13 protein-coding genes, 3 tRNA genes, 1 rRNA gene and 1 other RNA gene are annotated in these 19,497 nt (G+C 48.5%); 4 read left to right on the top strand and 14 right to left on the bottom strand.

All coding sequences use genetic code 11. The features are described from left to right. Positions 1-176: 176 nt before the first annotated feature. The 6 genes from pyrD to NLML1_RS00745 all read right to left on the bottom strand — a co-directional run bounded on the left by pyrD (position 177) and on the right by NLML1_RS00745 (position 2,810). On the bottom strand, positions 177-1,316 hold the full coding sequence (gene pyrD, locus NLML1_RS00770; RefSeq protein WP_285441673.1) for a dihydroorotate dehydrogenase (quinone): 1,140 nt from the start codon (positions 1,314-1,316) through the stop codon (positions 177-179). 20 nt (positions 1,317-1,336) lie between these two features. Further along, complete coding sequence (locus tag NLML1_RS00765; protein ID WP_285441672.1) at positions 1,337-1,915, bottom strand: hypothetical protein; 579 nt, start codon at positions 1,913-1,915, stop codon at positions 1,337-1,339. Positions 1,916-2,199: 284 nt separating this feature from the next. Then, on the bottom strand, positions 2,200-2,361 hold the full coding sequence (locus NLML1_RS00760; RefSeq protein WP_285441671.1) for a hypothetical protein: 162 nt from the start codon (positions 2,359-2,361) through the stop codon (positions 2,200-2,202). Between the two features lie 89 nt (positions 2,362-2,450). Continuing rightward, positions 2,451-2,527 (bottom strand) — tRNA-Val (locus NLML1_RS00755). A 78-nt stretch (positions 2,528-2,605) separates the two neighbouring features. Beyond that, positions 2,606-2,682 (bottom strand) — tRNA-Ile (locus NLML1_RS00750). Between the two features lie 51 nt (positions 2,683-2,733). Next, positions 2,734-2,810: transfer RNA gene (locus tag NLML1_RS00745), tRNA-Ala, on the bottom strand. 64 nt (positions 2,811-2,874) lie between these two features. Here NLML1_RS00745 and NLML1_RS00740 point away from each other — a divergent pair. Further along, positions 2,875-3,111 carry a hypothetical protein gene (locus tag NLML1_RS00740; protein ID WP_162323079.1) on the top strand — a complete coding sequence of 79 codons (237 nt, stop codon included), beginning with the start codon at positions 2,875-2,877 and terminating at the stop codon, positions 3,109-3,111. Between the two features lie 284 nt (positions 3,112-3,395). Here the strand turns inward: NLML1_RS00740 and NLML1_RS00735 are convergent. From NLML1_RS00735 to gyrB, 4 genes are all read right to left on the bottom strand, one after another. Continuing rightward, positions 3,396-4,967: ribosomal RNA gene (locus NLML1_RS00735) — 16S ribosomal RNA — on the bottom strand. Between the two features lie 213 nt (positions 4,968-5,180). Further along, the gene (locus NLML1_RS00730; RefSeq protein ID WP_285441670.1) at positions 5,181-5,612 is read right to left on the bottom strand and encodes a divergent PAP2 family protein; all 432 of its coding nucleotides are present in this window, start codon (positions 5,610-5,612) and stop codon (positions 5,181-5,183) included. 10 nt (positions 5,613-5,622) lie between these two features. Further along, positions 5,623-8,076: a DNA gyrase subunit A gene (gene gyrA, locus NLML1_RS00725; RefSeq protein WP_455423524.1), complete on the bottom strand. Its 2,454-nt coding sequence runs from the start codon at positions 8,074-8,076 to the stop codon at positions 5,623-5,625. 68 nt (positions 8,077-8,144) lie between these two features. Then, positions 8,145-10,121 carry a DNA topoisomerase (ATP-hydrolyzing) subunit B gene (gene gyrB, locus NLML1_RS00720; protein WP_285441668.1) on the bottom strand — a complete coding sequence of 659 codons (1,977 nt, stop codon included), beginning with the start codon at positions 10,119-10,121 and terminating at the stop codon, positions 8,145-8,147. A 159-nt stretch (positions 10,122-10,280) separates the two neighbouring features. Between gyrB and NLML1_RS00715 the strand changes: the two genes are divergently transcribed. After that, entirely contained in the window at positions 10,281-11,846 is a 1,566-nt protein-coding gene (locus tag NLML1_RS00715; RefSeq protein WP_285441667.1) for a DUF7927 domain-containing protein, read from the top strand. Positions 11,847-11,863: 17 nt separating this feature from the next. Beyond that, positions 11,864-12,427: a hypothetical protein gene (locus NLML1_RS00710; protein WP_285441666.1), complete on the top strand. Its 564-nt coding sequence runs from the start codon at positions 11,864-11,866 to the stop codon at positions 12,425-12,427. Between the two features lie 12 nt (positions 12,428-12,439). Here the strand turns inward: NLML1_RS00710 and NLML1_RS00705 are convergent, their stop codons facing one another. The 4 genes from NLML1_RS00705 to ssrA all read right to left on the bottom strand — a co-directional run bounded on the left by NLML1_RS00705 (position 12,440) and on the right by ssrA (position 17,892). Next, entirely contained in the window at positions 12,440-15,499 is a 3,060-nt protein-coding gene (locus tag NLML1_RS00705; RefSeq protein WP_285441665.1) for a type IV secretory system conjugative DNA transfer family protein, read from the bottom strand. Positions 15,500-15,503: 4 nt separating this feature from the next. Beyond that, a complete protein-coding gene (locus NLML1_RS00700) occupies positions 15,504-15,914 on the bottom strand; it encodes a hypothetical protein (RefSeq protein ID WP_171271690.1) in 411 nt (136 codons plus the stop codon). A 39-nt stretch (positions 15,915-15,953) separates the two neighbouring features. Further along, the gene (locus NLML1_RS00695; RefSeq protein ID WP_285441664.1) at positions 15,954-16,334 is read right to left on the bottom strand and encodes a hypothetical protein; all 381 of its coding nucleotides are present in this window, start codon (positions 16,332-16,334) and stop codon (positions 15,954-15,956) included. 1,160 nt (positions 16,335-17,494) lie between these two features. Beyond that, positions 17,495-17,892, bottom strand: a transfer-messenger RNA (tmRNA) gene (gene ssrA / locus NLML1_RS00690). A 67-nt stretch (positions 17,893-17,959) separates the two neighbouring features. On the opposite strand from ssrA, the gene NLML1_RS00685 reads away from it, so the two are divergent. Continuing rightward, positions 17,960-19,477: a YifB family Mg chelatase-like AAA ATPase gene (locus tag NLML1_RS00685; RefSeq protein WP_285441663.1), complete on the top strand. Its 1,518-nt coding sequence runs from the start codon at positions 17,960-17,962 to the stop codon at positions 19,475-19,477. Positions 19,478-19,497 lie beyond the last annotated feature (20 nt).

The following is a 19,497-nucleotide window of genomic DNA, read 5'->3' as shown; positions in this document are numbered from 1 at the left end:
CCTCACGCTTGAGTGCACATCTCGACCCGTCAAAATGACGTCATCTAATCTACACTCAACGATACTATCACCACTGCCCTCGCACGTTTTGCAGTGTATTGCCAGAGGTTCTCCTGAACATTCGCGTAACTAGTAATCAACTATACAGCAGCCGAAGTTGTTTTGCAAGAGTTTTTTCAAAGTTTTTTCGTCTTTTTTGACCGGCTGCGAAAATCCGCGCCAACTGCCTCGGAGATACGAGAAAAACCGTCTTTTTTCAATAGCTCCACCAATCCGCGATTGATTTGCCCAACCAGCTGCGGTCCTTCAAAAAACAGACCGGTAATCAGCCCGACTAGGCTGGCGCCAGCCTTAATCTTGGCGTACGCATCCTCAGCCGAAAACACTCCACCAACGCCAATGATCGTCAACCGGTCGCCATATTTCTTATACGCATGGCGAATCAGCTCTAAGCTGTGTTCGCGCGTTGGCGCACCACTCAGCCCACCGCGAATTTCATCAGTCAGCGAATCTTTGATGTTAATTTTACTACGGTCTTTGATCAGATTTGCCACCGTCACACCTTGGACGTTATGCTGAACGATAACTTTTAGTAGCGAATCGAATTGTTCTACATCGTACAAATGCGGCATTTTCACCCAGAACGGTACATCACGCGGCACGATATCAAGTGTTGTTAATAATACATCAAGTGACTCCGCCTCAATAAACGGCTCCTTGCCGGCATTAGGGCATGATATGTTAATTTCTACAACACTCGCCAATTTGTTGTGAATAATATATTCTGTTGCTTTTTTTACGTCATTAATGATCGCCTGTTCGGCTGGATAGCCACCAGCCTGCTCAATCGTTGTTTTATTTGCAATAACCGCCACAGAGATCACACTGACTGCGTTGCTTGACCGACGGGTGTTTCGTTCAATATAGCTACGAATCTTTCGCAAACCTTTATTTGGCATACCCGCAAAAACTACGACTGACTTCGTCTTTGGCAAGCGATGAAACCACGGCCGTCGATTCCCCTTCCTCGGCTCTAGTGTCACCGACCCACCCGAAGCAAACCCAAAACCAATGTCTTCCATTAGTGACAACAGCTGAATATTTTTATCAAATCCTGCCGATAAGCCGATCGGGTTACGAAAAGTGATGCCGCTCACTTCCTGCTGAAGCGAGTTGTCTTGAAAACCCCACGACTTACGGATACCCCACCGAACAGGCGGTAGAGCCTGCGCCACGCGACCGCAAAAAACAATCAGCTTATGCGTAAAGTCTGGCGTTAACAAAAATAATAGGGGTTTTATAACATACTTATACATCTACTTACAGTATAGGGTAATTATTTATTAAAAGCGATATTATCCGGGTTTATATTCCATGAGGCAGCATTCATCCGAAACTTATTGGCATCGTAATCAGCCTCCTTAATGACTCGCTGTCTATGATCTGTTAATGACTCTTCACCATCCAACCCTACTGGATTTTCCCCAACCGCAAAACCAGGAGCGATGGCTAATGGGATAGCTCCCGTTTCCCTGCCTTCAAAAGCACTCTCATACTGAAAGTAAACCTCTTCAACTATCCTCAGTAACTTGTCTTTAGACTCCTCAAATCCATAAAATACTATCGGATCTCGTCTTGTTTCCAGCCGCCCAGCGGCTAGTCCGGCGCAATAGTCAACCGCCTTGTCTACAAGGTGCTTGGTGTAACCACTTGGCGCCATAATCTTTGCCTGAAAGCGAAGCCTCTCTCTTGTAGCTTTCGCAAAAATCTTTTTATAGATATCAAGACTATCTTGTAACTGAGGATTAAGATATATTCTTACCGTTGGGTATTTGTTGAGGGTTTTACCATTTTCCCGCAGAAACTCCAAAGAGTTATGTTGTATCCAAAGTAGGCTGCATTCATCTGCCAACATTTTTTCCTTTATTTGATTACCCCCGCCGTACCTCTGTCAATATTTGTCAGAAAAAGCATAGAGCCCTTCGATATGCTGACGCACTCCTGTCCTATAAAACTCGACATCATCGGGGTTGTTCACTGACGTGTCGGTATCAAGCCGCCCCAACACCTCTTCTATAGAATTACCTGGCATCTTTCTTGCCTCATCAAACGATTGAGGAAGTCTAGTATATCGCTCCGCAGAAGACGCATTGAGCGCAGCGCCCCCCATCGCCCGTTTTTCATGGATAATCTCATGTGCTAACTTATAAAAACCTGCATCTTCAAGGTCCTTATCAAACGCAAGGTGCGCAATAGTCTCTTGTTAATGTCGTCAAGATCATCGTAGGCAGAAAACTGCCGCACAAAACTCAAGCGTTCACCATATGGATTATTTTCTAAATTATGTTTGTTCTTTACCATATACGCCTAGCATAATAGCATAGTTTACTGCATATGTCAATCTCGACACCTCTAAATAAAAACACCCCCAAACGGGATGACTATTTATTTGGTGGGCGACAAGGGACTCGAACCCCTGACCCTCTCGGTGTAAACGAGATGCTCTAGCCAACTGAGCTAGTCGCCCTTATCAAAAACGTGATGGGTAATAGGATTACCCTTCAAAAGGTCATTATACCTCGCTCTGTTCAACATAATGACGTTATGGTGGGCGATGAGGGACTTGAACCTCCGACCTCGTCATTATCAGTGACGCGCTCTAACCAGCTGAGCTAATCGCCCTCATTGCAGTCTTGGTGGAGTGTCGTAGACGTAAGCCTACTTCACCCCATATGGTGGAGGCACAGGGACTCGAACCCTGGACCCCCTGCTTGCAAAGCAGGTGCTCTAGCCAACTGAGCTATGCCCCCATCTCGCCAAGACTTTATTCATTGTACCGTATCTTTTTTATTCTGGCAAGTGTATAATGGAGATATGTATTATAAATTTACCTTTGGATCTTTTTTTGTCGGGCTCATCGTTTTAATTATCGGTGCCGTCATGACCGTATATCATCAAAAACTGGCAGACAATCTCGCGAGCGGTATCAGTAGTTACGAGCGCTTTAAGTTCTGGGGTCTGGTCGTCTGTGGAGTTGGCTTTGGGATTATGCTGTGTCTCCACACTATCCCGCTGGGCTGGCTGGCAGAATCGCTATTCGGTCGCCGATAGTTCCGCAGCCATCGCCATATCGCGTTCTAGTTATAATCGATTAGAGACAGCCACGTGAAAGACCCCGTCATTAGTCATAGACGAAAAAACACCCTCCACATAGGAGGGTATTTCCATATTAACAACTTGATTGTGCAATTCATCAATCGGCTTATCGTAGAGAAGGTTTTGAACTTTGTCTCGTCCCTAGAAGGACTATTGTAAATATGTAAGCTCAGCATATTTACGAGACCGACCTAGCTCAATTTGTGATTGCTCGACAAATTGGCATCTATTCTCCCTAGAAAGGAGGTAATCCATCCGCACCTTCCGGTACGGATACCTTGTTACGACTTAACCCCAATCATGCCCCCCACCTTAGGCCGACGAATCGGACTTCGGGTGTTGGTCACTTTCATGGTTTGACGGGCGGTGTGTACAAGACCCGGGAACGTATTCACCGCAACTTGCTGATTTGCGATTACTAGCGATTCCGACTTCATGCAGGCGAGTTTCAGCCTGCAATCCGAACTGGGACTAGCTTTGATGCGATTTGCTTCACCTCGCGGCTTCGCTGCGCATTGTACTAGCCATTGTATTACGTTTCTAGCCCAGGACGTAAGGGAAATACTGACCTGACATCATCCCCTCCTTCCTCCCCGTTACCGGGGCAGTCCAAGTAGAAAAATACAACTACTTGCAAGGGTTGCGCTCGTTGAAGGACTTAACCTAACATCTCACGACACGAGCTGACGACGGCCATGCATCACCTGTCACAGGGTTCCAAAAGGCACAGTCTACTTTCATAGACCTTCCCTGGATGTCAAGCCCTGGTAAGGTTCTTCGGTTATCATCGAATTAAAGAACATAATCCACCGCTTGTGCGGGTCCCCGTCAATTCCTTTATGTTTTAGCCTTGCGGCCGTACTCCACAGGCGGGATACTTAACGCGTTAGCTTCGCTACTGAAGGGGTCGATACCTCCAACAGCTAGTATCCATCGTTTACGGCGTGGACTACCCGGGTATCTAATCCGGTTCGCTCCCCACGCTTTCGTGCCTTAGCGTCAGAAATGGTCCAGTCACCTGCCTACGCCATCGGTGTTCCTTCTTATATCTACGGATTTCACTCCTACACAAGAAATTCCAGTGACCTCTACCACTCTCGAGTAAGCCAGTTTGAATAATAGTCTGCATGGTTGAGCCACCAGGTTTCACTATTCACTTGACTTACCGCCTACGCAACTCTTTACGCCCAGTCACTCCGGATAATGCTCGCACCCTACGTATGACCGCGGCTGCTGGCACGTAGTTAGCCGGTGCTTATTCATGAGTTACCGTCATATTCTTCACTCATAAAAGAAGTTTACAACCCGAAGGCCTTCATCCTTCACGCGGCGTTGCTCCATCAGGCTTTCGCCCATTGTGGAAGATTCCTCACTGCTGCCTCCCGTAGGAGTCTGGACCGTGTCTCAGTTCCAGTCTGGCTGATCATCCTCTCAGACCAGCTATGGATCGTCGGCTTGGTAGGCCATTACCCTACCAACTACCTAATCCAACGCAGGCTTCTCCCAAAGCGGATAAATCCTTTAATCCGAAGACCATATGCGGCATTAGCTACCCTTTCGGGCAGTTATTCCTCACTTTGGGGCAAATTCCTACGCGTTACTCAGCCGTTCGCCGCTCGCCGGCATTCTGCACTATCAGTTCGAAGTCACCCTAGACACTCATTTTCTTTCGAAATGATGCGGCTGATTTCCTTTGGAAATCCCCGCGTCCAGGCTTCAAGTTGATAGTGCAGAACCCGCTGCCGCTCGACTTGCATGTGTTAGGCACGCCGCCAGCATTCATCCTGAGCCAGGATCAAACTCTCCGTTAAAAATCTACTTTGTATCAAAGTAGTAAGGCTCTACAAAAATATAAACTGACGATGATATTGCACAATCAAATTGTTAAAGACCATAGTCGGGTTTGTGTACCGCTTTCGCTTCACCTAACAAATTAGCGTGATTGTCGCTTGGCTCGCACTCCAGCAACCAGACTGATACTCATCTTACCTGATATTAGTAGTCAGGTCAAGGGTTATTAGCAATTATCTTGTAGCGAAAATTACAACAAACGTCACAGCCGCACCCACAGCGGCCCCAGCAAGCATTTCTGGCAGTGTATGACCATGTGCCACCCTAATCGTCGACAGTTTTGGATAATCTTTTCGCACCACTCTATTGAGCAAGTCACCTTGCTGTCCAGAGGAAAATCGCACCATCACCGCATCATATAATACGATTGCCGCGAACCACGCAGCCAGGCCAAACAGCGGACTTCCCCACCCCTGGTAGTAGCCGATGGTCAGCGCAAGCGACACTACCGTTGCACTGTGAGCACTCGGCATACCGCCCGAAAACAATACCGGCGAACGAGGGTTCGACTGCGTAACTCGACGATTACGGCCAAACAGCCGGGCCAGATGCTTTGATGACTGCGCTACAAACCACGCGATGCCCGGTATCAGGAGGTATTGCATCGGCACTTGGCTAGTCCTCCTCGTCTGGACGTTTCTCCATTAGGCCAATCGACGACACCGCGTCACCATCACTCAACCGCATAATCGTCACACCCTGGGTTGTTCGACCGAGCAACTTGATGTCACTCAAGCCCAGACGAATTGTTTGACCATTTTGCGATACCAACAGCGCTTCGTTCATCGTCGGATCAATCGTCTGTACTGAAATAATTGGGCCCGTCTTTGCTGTCACAATCGCCGCTTTTATCCCGACACCACCGCGCTTATGACTTGGGAAGTTAGTCACTTTCGTGCGCTTGCCAAAGCCTTTTTCGCTAATAACTAGCAGTGTCTGGTCGTCGCTCGTCACAATATCCATACCAACGACACAATCATTTGGGCGCAGGCGCACGCCGCGTACGCCACGAGCCGCTCGACCCATCGGCCGGGCATCCTGCTCGTTGAAACGAATCGCCTGGCCAGCTGATGTTGAAATAATTACATCACTTTTGCCATCTGTTTTCTTGATCCAACGTAACTCGTCACCCTCATCTAACTTAATAGCAATGAGCCCGTTCGTCCGGATATTGGCGTAGTCACCAAGCGGAGTCTTTTTCACCGTACCATGCTTAGTCGCCATAAATAGGTAGCCCTGGTCACCAGCGTTCTTCTCGTGTTTAATGATAGCGGTAATCTTCTCTTCTGGCTGCAGCTGGAGCAGGTTCACCGCCGCCACACCTTTGGCACTGAGACTGGCAGCTGGTACTTCATACGCTTTCAGACGGAAAATCCGACCTCGATTCGTAAAGAACAATAGGTAGTCATGGGTATTTGCTGGTACCACCTGGTCAATGATATCCTCCTCTTTGGTGGTCATGCCGCGCTTACCCTTGCCGCCGCGGTTTTGCTTGCGATAATCACTAAGCAGGGTTCGCTTGATGTAATTCTCGCCAGTTAGCAAAATGACCGCTTCCTCATCTGGAATTAGCTCCTCATCAGAGAACTTACCCAGTTCATGGTTGATAATTTTACTCCGCCGCTCGTCGCCATACTTTTCCTTCATCTCTAGGAGCTCAGTTTTGATGATGTTCAAAATCTCTTGCTCATCGGCCAGGATGGCCTCTAGTCTTGCAATCAGCTTCAGGAGCTCACGAAGCTCATTCTCGATCGCTTCACGTTCAAGCCCAGTCAGGCGTCGCAACTGCATCGCCAGGATAGCTTTTGCCTGAATCTCGCTCAGTCCGAACTTAGCGCGCAGGTTCTTCTCTGCCTCATCCTGAGTTTTTGAAGCACGAATTGTCTTGATCACCTCGTCGATGTGATCCAGGGCAATCTTGTAGCCCTCTAGGATATGCGCCCGTGCCTTGGCCTTTTTCAGTTCAAATTCTGTACGACGACGCACTACAGATTGACGGTGCTTGATAAACTCGCTCAAAATATCATGCAAGCCTAAAATCCGTGGCTGCATGGTATTGACCAGTGCCAGCATGTTGTAATTAAAACTCGTTTGTAAAGCTGTTAATTTATACAGCTGATTCAATACCTTTTTTGGATAGGCATCCTTTTTCAGTTCGATGACGATGCGGACCTTACCTCGAGAACTTTCATCACGCAGGTCAGCCAGTTGCACCCGCTTTTCTTTGTGAAGTTCACCGATTTTTTCGATCAATGTTGCTTTATTTACACCATACGGGATCTCTGTGACGACGATCTGATGTCGCCCCTTCTTGGTCTCCTGAATCTCCGCCACTGCCCGCATCATTACACTACCGCGACCAGTCGCATATGCCTGACGCATCGGCGCACCACCGTAGACAATCGCGCCTGTCGGAAAATCTGGACCCTTGACGTGTTTGAGCAAGTCATCCACTGTCGCTTCAGGATTATCAATTAATTCAATCGTCGCATCTACCAACTCACCTAGGTTGTGTGTCGGGATGCTGGTTGCCATACCGACAGCAATACCAATCTGGCCGTTCAATAGCAAGTTCGGCAACTTTGCCGGCAGCACAATCGGCTCACGCTCTGAACCATCAAAATTATCCTTAAAATCAACCGTTTCCTTCTCAATATCAGTTAGTAATTCTTCAGCTGGCTTATCGAGTCGCGCCTCGGTATAACGGTGGGCGGCCGGTGGATCTCCGTCCATTGAACCAAAGTTTCCCTGACCTTGCACCAAGGTATAGCGCATCGCCCAATCTTGCGCCAAACGAACCATTGAATCATAAATCGCTGAGTCACCGTGCGGGTGATATTTACCCATCACATCACCGATGATACGCGCTGACTTGACGAACTTTGCAGTACTACGATTGCCGTTTTGGTTCATTGAATACAAAATACGGCGATGTACGGGCTTTAGACCATCGCGCACATCCGGTAATGCCCGATCAACAATGACACTCATTGAATAGCGAAAGAAATTATCCTGCATCACATGCTCGAGCCGACGTCGCTCCAAGCCTGTTGGCGTCTCGGTTACCATGTCTGGCGTCGCCTCAATTGACTCGTGGTCACTGGTTGGTTGCATCTGTTTGTCCTGATCACTCATGATTAAATATCCAAATCCTCCAAGTTAGCATTTTTTGCCCAACTTTGAATAAAGTTTTTGCGCAAACTCACATCATCGCCCATCAACCGTGTAAAGATCGCATCTGCTTCCTCGGCGTCTTCCACACTGACCTGAATCAGTACACGGTTCTCTGGATTCATCGTCGTCCCCCACAGCTGGTCGGCGTCCATCTCACCAAGACCCTTAAACCGAGAGATTGTTACGCCAGCCTGCTTGGTGACGTCTTGTTCATCGTCGATTGTTGTACCACGATTCTTCTTATCGGCAATCAGGCTCGCCAATACTTTGTCTTTTTCATCCTCATCATACGCATAAATCTTCTTCTGCCCACGGTTGATTGAGTATAGTGGTGGTTTGGCAAGATACACGTAGCCACCCTCAACCACCTCCTTCATATAGCGGAATAGGAAGGTCAGAAGCAACGTCGCGATGTGACTACCGTCAACATCGGCATCGGTCATGATGATAATTTTGTGATAGCGCAAGCCATTGATGTCAAACTGATCGCCAATCCCAGTACCAAAGGCCTGGATCATTGCCACAATTTCCTTGTTAGCAAACATCTTATCAAGCCGCGCTCGCTCAGTGTTCAACACCTTACCACGGAGCGGCAAAATTGCCTGAGTCTTACTGTCGCGGCCTTCTTTAGCTGAACCGGCCGCCGAGTTACCCTCAACGATATAAATTTCACTATCGCTCGGACTTTTGCTCGAGCAATCCCATAACTTACCTGGTAGCCCCATACCATCAAGTGCACCCTTACGGATCACATTGTCGCGGGCTGCTCGTGCCGCTTTGCGGGCTCGTGCCGCCAAAGTCGCCTTACCGACAATTTTCTTAGCAATACTCGGATTTTCCTCGAGGTAATACGCAAAATACTCGTTCATCACCTGCTCGACATAGCGACGCATTTCTGGATTACCGAGCTTATTTTTGGTCTGACCTTCAAACTGTGGATCAGGCAATTTAACCAAGATAATCGCCGTCAAGCCCTCGCGAATGTCGTCACCAGTCAGGTTATCTTCCTTTTCCTTCAATAAGCCATTCTTACGCGCATAGTCGTTGATGACCCTGGTTAGCGCTGAACGAAAACCAACTAGGTGCGTACCGCCATCTGGTGTCAGCACATTGTTGGCGAACGGCTTCACCGTCTCAATGTAGGTATCGTTATATTGCACGGCAATTTCCACCATGCAATCTTCAACCTGCTTCTCAACATAAAAGACATCGTTTGATAAAACATCTTTGCCAATGTTGAGGTGTCTCACGTAGCTCTGAATACCACCCTCAAAGTAAAATGACTGTCGCTCACCTGTTCGATTGTCAATAACTGAGGTGTGCACGCCTTTGGTGAGGTATGCCTGATGGCGCAAATAACTAACCACCCACTTGTAGTCAAATTCCACTGTCTCCTTAAAAATCGTTGGATCTGGGTAGAATGTTATGCGCGTCCCGGTTGGCCGATCAGTTTTACCAACCTTCTTCAGTGGTTCAACGATACCACCAGTCGCAAACACCACACGGTACAGCTGCCCGTCTCGCACCACTTCAGCGATCATTTTGGTTGAAAGCGCGTTTACCACGCTTGAGCCTACGCCGTGGAGTCCAGATGACACTTTGTAGCCACCGCCGCCAAACTTACCGCCAGCATGTAGCACGGTCAGCACTGTTTCTAGAGTAGACAAACCAGTTTTTGGATGTTTATCAACTGGAATACCGCGCCCATCATCGGTCACCTGCACACCACCGTCTTCTAGCAGCACCACCTCTACTCTTGTCGCATGGCCCGCGATTGCCTCGTCGATTGAGTTATCAGCGATCTCCTTGATCAAATGGTGAATACCATCATATCCCGTGCTACCAATGTACATTCCCGGCCGCTTACGCACCGGTTCGAGACCCTCCAAAACCTGGATTTGCGAGCCATCGTAGGCTTGCTTATCTGTTTGTTTAGCCATGCTTCCCTCACTATTTCTGATTTGTCAGCTATTTACAACTCCCCCATTATACCGCAAAAAAAGTGTTCACTCAAGCTATTTGCGTAAAAGCGATCGCCGTGCTATAGTGGAGACGGAATTTTTACGAAAACATAAAACTAATGGAAAATAAGGAACGGCATGTTTAAGAAAATCGTCTCCCACCTCGCGTTTAGCCCAAGCCTCATCCAAGAGCTCGGCTTTTACGCGAAACGCCTCCACAAAGAGGAAATCACTCGCAAAACCGGTCTCATTCTGACCGCCCTAGCGCTCATCGTGCAGTCATTTGCCGTTTTCCAACCACCTGAATCTGCCAATGCCGCCAATGCTTCAGACCTCGTTTATGGCGGTATTCATACGAAATCACAGCTACTCGCCGCGTGGGACAATAACTCGCAAAATTATCGTGACATGCTGCAGCACGCTGGCATCACACGCGAGAACTTGGCGAGTGCTCGCGACTCTGAGATCAGTACTCGCAGCAGCGGCCGCGATAATGGCTGGCAGTCATGGAGCCGAGTTTCACGCTTCGGCCTTCAGCGCGGAGAAGTCCAGTTTCAGGTTGGTAGCTTAACGCTGTATTCACGACCAATGGCTGAATTTGACACCGGGCGCAACCGCAGCGGCTCAGGCTCATGGTATAAATCATTCGTCGGCACGACTAGCGAGGGCAAACCGTTTGCTATCATGAAGGCCTGCGCTAACATCATGCTCAAAGAGTTGCCAAAACAAAAACCGAAACCAACCGCCGCTTGTAAATTACTTGAGCGACCCGTCGTCACCGACCGTACCAAAGTCTCGATGACAGCGTATGGTGATGTCCAAAACGGTGCAACGATCGCTGGCTATACCTTCATCATTAAAAACTCAGCCGGCACAGAGGTGCTCCGCAAACGTGTCAATACCACCGCTACGAGCACGTCATTACAGCACACACTCGACAAGGACGGCACGTATACCGTGTCCGTTATCGTCCACACCAGCCTTGGTGACCAGACGAACAGTGCCTGTGCTTCAACCTTTACGATCAGTCCGAAACCACGCTGTCCACTTAACCCAAGCCTGCCGATAGACCACCCCGACTGCCAGCCGTGCCCAGGCGATGCTACAATTTGGGTCAAAGACACAACCTGTAAAGCCCAGGTTACCCGCACCAAGGCAGCACATAACCTAACCTCCGGTGGCGATGCCACCAAGAAAAAAGCCAACGCCAGCGACCGTATTGAGTATAAGCTAACCATTAAAAACGAAGGCAAAGCTCCGGCAACAGTTGATCTAAAGGACGAGCTATCCGACGTACTAGAATATGCCGATATCTATGATAATGGTGGTGGCACCTTTGATAAGGAAAAGCGCACCCTTTCTTGGCCACGAGTCACCCTCAAACCAGGCGAGCAAAAGGTTATGACCTACGTCGTCCAGCTCAAGGGTCAACTTTCGGCTAAGCCACGCGGCACCAGCGACCCATCATCGTATGACTGCCGTATGACAAACGTCTTTGGTACCAGTGTCGAAATCGTTGTCAATTGCCCAACGCCAAAGGTCGTCGAGCAGACCGTCGCTACCCTGCCGCGAACCGGCCCTGGAGAAAACATGTTATTTGCCGGTATCATTGCGGCTGTTGTAACCTTCTTCTATTGCCGCTCGCGACAACTGGGTAAAGAGGTTCGCATCATTCGCCGCAACATCACAGCGGGAACATTATAACATAGGGAGGGTAACACATGTCAGAAAAAATTTATGGGGCTAATCCGGAGCTAGCAAAAAACGCTGGCGAACTTGAGCGGTCAGCCAGCGAAATAGAACGATCAACAGCCGAACAACTGGAGCGGCGGGCCGAACAAGCTGCCGAACGACAACATGAAAAGCTCGACGATGCTCGTCACGAAGCATTAGAGCAAGCCGAGGCAAGCCAAACCGCTGAAACGGAGAAGCCAGTAGTCTCAGAGGCACCTCGCCAGATCACCAAAGCCGACCGTACCGACAGCTACCGGAAAACCATGAAAAAAATGCAGAGCGAATTATCGCCAGCTTCACGCACCTTTAGCAAGGTCATCCACAACCCAGCCGTTGAAAAAGCCAGTGAAGCTATCGGCAGCACCGTCGCACGCCCGAACCTCATTATTGCTGGCGCACTTGGCGCAATTTCCTCAGTCATCGTCTACTTTATCGCCCGCCACTACGGCTACGTTCTCTCTGGATCAGAAACGATCATTCTCTTTGGTTGTGGTTGGGTTATCGGCGCCATTATTGAGTACGCTCGCGTTGGCTTCCTCAATAAAAGATAGCCTGGCCCACGCCTAGCGTAGCTTGATCGACACCTCGCCATCATCGTTATTATCACCGCGCAGGTCGAGGCGGTTTTGCGGCTCTGTCTGCTGCAGTTCCGCCGCCATCCTATCAGCAATTGATAGCGGCGCGACCTGCGCAGCCACATCCGAACCAGCCACTGTCGGCGCAGGCGCCGGATGCTGATCTGGTGATCGTAAACTATCATGAGGCGCACTCGCTGGCTGCCCCAATGGCCCGTTCGGCGAAGCACCAACCCCCCGCGACATCTGGCCAGCCATCTGGGCGGGCATAGCGACACCTTGTGGCACAGCGCCTTGCCCAATCTGTGGCGGTCGCATAGAAGCCAACGGTGGTTGCGCACCCGCCAAGCCTGAGGTCGGCGACGCTAGTCGCGACGTAGCTGGACGGCCTGACTGTGGAGCTAGCGGCGATGGCGTACCCAACCGAGACTGCCCCGCACCCGGAGCAGCAGCGCCCATGGCCCCTGGCTTACCACCACCAAGTTGTTGACGTTTTGACAACCACTCGTCCAGGAAAGACGAACCACTCTTTGCAGTCGGCCGATTGAGTGATGGGCCAGTCGACGAAGTCGCTGGCTTTTTATTGCGACCAAGCCGCTCAAATATCTCCTTCTCAACCACCGCGCGTGGTTTGCCGTACTTTGCTGCCGATAGTCGCACCAACGCATCGCGGAGCTGATTGTTAACCTGCCCCATCGGTGGCACCCAGTTCATACTAAACGGCGCCGACGGTACATTATTGATCATCACCGAAGCGATCGACTGGAAATTTGGTAGCTTTGATAAGTCATCAATGTCAAACACTGGCTGAAACTTCTTGACCATCAATTCCGCGTCAGTAATACCAATACGCCCCGAGATAACCGTACCAATGTTACCAATAATAGCCTCACGAATCTTCTCCGTTAGCTGCGTCATGAACTGGTTACCCATGATCAGGCTCAGCTTATATTTTCGCGCCTCAGACAAAATTGATTCAAAACTATCAGTCGCAAAGTTCTGCACCTCGTCAACATATAGCGAAAAGTCTTCGCGCTGCTCTTCTGGGATATCAGCCCGCGACATAGCCGCCGCCTGGAACTTCATGATAAAGATAATTCCTAGTAGCTTGGCATTGAGCTCACCAAGCTTACCTTTTGACAGATTAACCAGCAGAATCTTTTTATTGTCCATAATCTCGCGGATGTTAAACCCTGATTTCGTCTGGCCGATGATATTACGCATCGAATCATTAGAGATAAATGGGCCAAACTTCGAGACCACCCACGATATCACCTCACCGGCCTCATTTGATCGCTGTGAGGCCGGGAACTCCTTTGTCCAGAAATCAATCACCTGCGGATCGGTGACGTACTTCAGCTTGCTCTTCACAAATTCTGGGTCAATGAGACACTTCGGCACATCAATAAATGTTCCACCCGCCGGATCTGCCATTAACAGCAGCGCACAGTTGCGGAAAATATGCTCAAGCCGTGGCCCCACAATACCGGTATGCCCTGGATCGTACAGGCCATACAGCATGTTAATCGCCTCCTGCACCAGAAAGTCCTTTTGATCTGGACTGTCGAATTCAAACATGTTGAGACCAATCGGGTTTTCCATATCGGCGGGGTTGAAATAGATAATATCTTCCACTCGCTCTTTCGGCACCTTCCCCATGAGCGACTCAACCAAATCACCGTGCGGATCGATCAGCGCAAATCCTCGGCCGTCCATCATGTCTTGATACGCCATATTTTCCTGCAATACCGACTTACCAACACCAGTCTGACCGATGATGTAAACGTGGCGACGGCGATCCTTCGTACCGATACGAATTGGCTTTTTCGTACCACGAAATTCATTGTAACCAATCAATAATCCTTCATCCAAAACGTCAGTCGGCCCATCAACCTGCTTGGACATCTGCCGCTTAACCTGTGAGGTTGGAATAGCAGTTGCGCTCGGCAAGTGAAACAGAGTCGCCATCTCAACACTATTAAGGATATTGCTGCGAATATGCTGCGGGAAAAACCGCATAATATACGCCGTAGTCATTTCCTCAATATTATTTGTCAGCGAAAAACGAAAACCATTATTGCGTGGCGAGTCAAACATCGCAAACGCAGCGATAATATTTTTAAGCAACACCTGTGAACGAGCGGCAGTATTTGATGAAATTACCACCCGCACCAATACCTCATACGCCGGATAACGCGTCTTCTCACTAACGGCATCAACCTCTGCCTGCTCTAGCGATGATAGCTGCTTGTCTTCGGGCTTGATCTCACCTTCTTTTTCTTTTGCCGACTGTGGTGGTTTCCACAACGCCTCAAAAATGTCCCCAACCATTGAGATATCAACGCCCGCCACCTTCGTTGATTTCTTACCCTTGTTCTTCTTCATTTTCTCAACATGCTCTTCCGAAGCGCGCGACCAGCCCTCCCGTGCCGGCCGAACCAGAAATTGCAAGCCAATACCATCATCTTTTGTCGCCGCCGACATGGCATTCAGTAGCGCCCGCGACGCGTCTCGCTTTGACTCTTGGTAGGTTGCGATAGGATAGACGAACGATTTACGAAGCGAGAACTCACCACCAATCGTCCCGCTCATCTTGCCAATTTTACTAAACACATTCGTATCAGCCACTTCTTCCAACCGCGCCGCCGGATAAGCTGCCGCGATCGCTTGGCGAATTACATCGACCAACACCGTCGGTACCACGGCATAATAATGCACCAAACCGCCACGCGCAATAATCTCAAATGACAAATGACGCTGTCCGTAGAGTCGACTCTTAAATCCTTTCGTGGCGGTACTTGATATAATGTTATACATCACTTGCGCTTGGCTGAGGATTTCTTCCGTCAAATCACGTTGGTCACGGCTCGCCCCGTCAATATCCTCGCTTGATGGCGGCAAATGAATGAGCAGCGGCACCATTTTTAGCCCGCGCTCATAATTTTTTGCTTCACGCAGCATCTTGCGATACTGCAGCGTGACAATCGTCACACCGATCGCTAATACTACGACGACGATAAAACCAGTAATTAACGGCCCGCTATCCATATTCCTATCCGTTTGATTGGCCCATCTCCCTGTTGTATCTCTTTTTGAGATAATCAGCCTGCAGCTGTGCAATTACTCGCGCCCGTTCGTACGGATCATCTTTTGTCAAGGTAATAATCCGCTTCAATTTATCAACCCACTCCTTCTCAATCAAATCATCATCACCAGCTATCAGCGGCGTATCGTCAGTTGACGTCGTCGATGCAGGAGCCTGTACCGCTGGAGGCGCTGGCGCTGGAATAGTCGGTAGTGCTGTTGCTGGCATCTGTGAGTTCGCCACATTTACCGCTGAGCGTTCGGCGGAGCGTTTCTCAGTCTCTACCTGATTTACATCGTCATCCAGCCGAAGCTCGCCGCTTGAAGCGGGCGGTAAGCTCTCAACCGGTGGACGCACCTGAGGCAACTCTGGATTCATACCTATATTGTACCACGTTACCGATAGAGTTCCTACGCCCTAAAATCGTTTGTGTACATAAAAACAACCAAGGCTCAAAAAAAGCACCAGAAGCAGGACATCCCACGCCGTAACACCACCAATTGATTGCATTCCCAGTAAGATAACCGGTATAAGCCCGATGATACTCGCATAATAATATAATTTCAACGGTGTTACCGAGGCCAAGCCACGATACATATTATGTTGAACAACACGCATCGCTATACGCTTCACCGCAGCCATCACCAAATAACAGATCGACGCAGTTGCTATATACAGACATACGAAAAACGCTAGGATACCCAACGGACCAACGCTCATTGGCGTCACCGTGTGCACCAATACGACATCTGCCGTCGCAGCCAGCGCCGCGACCATAGCAACATACCGACACTTCATACTCACACTATATCATAGACTAAGGGAGCCCAGGCGACGAACCATTATATGATCAGGTGAACCATCCGCCGCACTCAATAACTATTAGGGCGCGGTCACCTGTTCAAAATCCGCCGCTCAGGGCAACTGACCGCTCCGAATTTCGGAGCATGTCCTTGCGCAACGTTCCTCTTCCTGCACATCCAGTAGTCTCATTGCTAATCACCTAACAAGGATTAACTGGATGCGCAGTGGTACTAATTATACGCGCGCTCAACGCGTTACATTGCAACTGTTAACTACAGGTTAACAATCACAAGTTCGGCGGAGCATCGGCAACACTATGGCGGAATAATCTTTTGTTATTCCGGCTTCATACTGCTGCCGACTATACGCCAAACGATATGCGTTACTGTGAATTCGGTCACGTAAATTGTTAATGTTGTTATTGTTATTTATTATTGTACTGATTTTTGCTTTTTATTTCCTTAAAAGCTTGTACTAATACTATCATGCATACGCTTATCGGTCAATACTTCACATAAAAAATATGTTGTATTTATAACGTTTTTGTAACAATCTTTACATATTTTCATCTGTTATGTTCTATGAAATGTTTTATACACAACATTGTAATATAAACATATACTTACTATACCGCCCGCTAATCCATAGTTCTTGTATAGCCACTCCATACGACATCATAAATCTGACAAATAATCTAGCAATTAATGCGGCTCGCTGAACGTTTCCACAAATAAAACACCAAAACAACCAAGCCCTTAGCGTATCCCGTTTCGCCATCTCGCAGGTAAAACACCGGCCGTGCGGGGCACCAACCAGGAACCATCAGGGTTCAACCGTCTCGTCCAGCAACAACCTATATTTTCATCAAACCACTTCACTGACCCTCTAAATTATGTGGTATTTTTTACCTAGATTTTTTCTCAAAGGTTATTGACATAACCATTTTTATCATTTACTATAGGGGTAGCTTCTGAATAAAAAAGTTATACACAACTTGTCGGGAGCCAAAAATAAACAGCACACGTAAAACTCCACTTTTTGAAAACAACCACTACTCGCAGGTGGTTGTTTTCATTTCATAGCAACACACGCAGCCACATTATCACCTGTTTTACGATAAAAAATCGACCTCTTTAGGTCGATATATAACTGTCTGGTGGAGCTGCCGGGTACTGCCCCCGGGTCCAACTGGTATCATGATATCCGTCTACGAGCATAGGTTCTTTTAATTTATTTTATAACGTTGCTCGGCTTAAAAACGAACCAAAAAACCAAGCTTCGTTACGCGGAGAAAGTCCCACATGTCCGCCGCTTCCGAACATGCAGCCAGCAACATATATATGACACCCTAGGCTTTGCCTGTTGCCGCAAAGCAAGGACGGTCGCTTAAATTAAGCAGCGACTGGCGCAGCAGCCATCGGAGTGAAAACACTCTTCAGGCTAGCAAATGCACCTGCAAGTTTAGACTTTGCAACTAAAACATACGTTACGCGTATCGTCGGCTCGCAGAATATCTTGATAAAGTCCAATTGTCGAAAGCTATATCAGCCCCATCAATCTGCCTTGAATTATAGCAACCTTCCCTTTTCAAGTCTAGCTATCTATGCTTTACTAGGTATATGGTTAGCAAGGTAGTTTCAGCGACGCCATATGGCTTTCACGGTCAGCTTATTGAAATTGAAGGCGACATATCACGAGGACTACCTGGACTACAAATCGTCGGACTTGGCAACAAAGCAATCGATGAATCGCGTGATCGCGTTCGCAGCGCCATCAAGAACTCGCTACTTGATTTTCCAAAAGGTAAAATTACCATCAATCTCGCCCCGGCGGAACTACCAAAAGACGGTACGCAATTCGACCTACCAATAGCCCTCGCAATTCTCTGTCTCGGCAAACAACTTCCTCAAACCGCCCTAGAGGGAGCGCTATTTGCTGGTGAATTGGCACTCGATGGTAGTCTTCGCCCCATTCGCTCGGCCATTACTATTGCCGAAACCGCCAAGCAGCACGGTATCTCGACGGTATACCTACCAGCTTCCAACAGCGAACAAGCCTTGCTTATTTCTGATATTACCGTAATCCCCGTCAATAATCTGACCGAATTATTTCTCCACCTCAAACAAGAAAAACTCATCCAACCCGCAGTAAAAACAAAGCAGCAATATCGCCAAAAGAAACGCGGCATCATCATTGATGACATCCGCGGACAAGAGCAGGCCAAGCGAGCTGTCGCCATTGCCGTCGCGGGTAGGCACAATATTTTGCTGTCCGGACCACCGGGATCCGGCAAGACCATGCTAGCACGCGCACTCAATTCACTCCTACCGCCGCTATCTGACGCTGAGATTATCGAAGTGACAAAACTCCACAATCTTGATGGCAATCAAGTTAGTCATGATATCGTTACCGACCGACCATTTCGCACACCACACCACACCGCAAGCCGCATATCAATGATTGGCGGTGGTGCAAAGGCCACGCCCGGCGAAATTAGTCTCGCGCACCACGGCACACTTTTCTTAGACGAATTATTAGAATATCCACGGACGACATTGGAATCGCTTCGTCAGCCGCTTGAGGATAAGCAGATCACAATTTCCCGCGCCCAAGGCAAATACTACTACCCCGCCAATTTTATGTTAGTTGCCACGATGAACCCTTGTCCATGTGGTTATCTGGGCGATCCAGAAAAAAGTTGCCGTTGCTCGTCGACCCAAATCTTGAACTATCAGAAACGATTATCTGGCCCGCTCCTTGATCGTATTGATCTAACAATCAATGTTTCCCGCGTCGCACATGAAGATTTGTTGTCCCATAAGTCATCGTCGGATTCACAACAAAAACAGTTTGAAAATATGATTAAGGTAGCTCGTACACTACAAACTAACAGATACGGGAATAGTAATAAATACAACGCTGATATAGATAGCAGTAGTGTTGATAAAATAGCTGCCCTAACGATTGATGCCAAGCAATTTCTCCTTACAGCCGCCAAAAAGCTTGACCTAAGCGCTCGTGGCTATTTCAAAGTTATCAAGGTTGCTCGCACTATCGCTGATCTTGAGTCATCATCAGAAATAACCATTCCTCATGTCGCCGAAAGCCTACAATACCGACAGATTATCCCGACCTAGCGCTTGAAATCTACCCCTAT

This window comes from Candidatus Nanosynbacter lyticus, assembly GCF_030253515.1.
Classification (GTDB): Bacteria; Patescibacteriota; Saccharimonadia; order Saccharimonadales; family Saccharimonadaceae; genus Nanosynbacter; species Nanosynbacter lyticus_A.
This window is presented reverse-complemented; position numbering and strand designations above follow the sequence as displayed.

Coding starts and splice junctions, on each gene's coding strand:
- gyrB (WP_285441668.1), bottom strand. CDS start 10,121: ATGGCTAAACAAACAGATAAGCAAGCCTACGATGGCTCGCAAATCCAG.
- NLML1_RS00695 (WP_285441664.1), bottom strand. CDS start 16,334: ATGAAGTGTCGGTATGTTGCTATGGTCGCGGCGCTGGCTGCGACGGCA.
- NLML1_RS00700 (WP_171271690.1), bottom strand. CDS start 15,914: ATGAATCCAGAGTTGCCTCAGGTGCGTCCACCGGTTGAGAGCTTACCG.
- NLML1_RS00765 (WP_285441672.1), bottom strand. CDS start 1,915: ATGTTGGCAGATGAATGCAGCCTACTTTGGATACAACATAACTCTTTG.
- NLML1_RS00705 (WP_285441665.1), bottom strand. CDS start 15,499: ATGGATAGCGGGCCGTTAATTACTGGTTTTATCGTCGTCGTAGTATTA.
- NLML1_RS00710 (WP_285441666.1), top strand. CDS start 11,864: ATGTCAGAAAAAATTTATGGGGCTAATCCGGAGCTAGCAAAAAACGCT.
- NLML1_RS00685 (WP_285441663.1), top strand. CDS start 17,960: ATGGTTAGCAAGGTAGTTTCAGCGACGCCATATGGCTTTCACGGTCAG.
- pyrD (WP_285441673.1), bottom strand. CDS start 1,316: ATGTATAAGTATGTTATAAAACCCCTATTATTTTTGTTAACGCCAGAC.
- NLML1_RS00740 (WP_162323079.1), top strand. CDS start 2,875: ATGTATTATAAATTTACCTTTGGATCTTTTTTTGTCGGGCTCATCGTT.
- gyrA (WP_455423524.1), bottom strand. CDS start 8,076: ATGGTAACCGAGACGCCAACAGGCTTGGAGCGACGTCGGCTCGAGCAT.
- NLML1_RS00715 (WP_285441667.1), top strand. CDS start 10,281: ATGTTTAAGAAAATCGTCTCCCACCTCGCGTTTAGCCCAAGCCTCATC.
- NLML1_RS00730 (WP_285441670.1), bottom strand. CDS start 5,612: ATGCAATACCTCCTGATACCGGGCATCGCGTGGTTTGTAGCGCAGTCA.
- NLML1_RS00760 (WP_285441671.1), bottom strand. CDS start 2,361: ATGGTAAAGAACAAACATAATTTAGAAAATAATCCATATGGTGAACGC.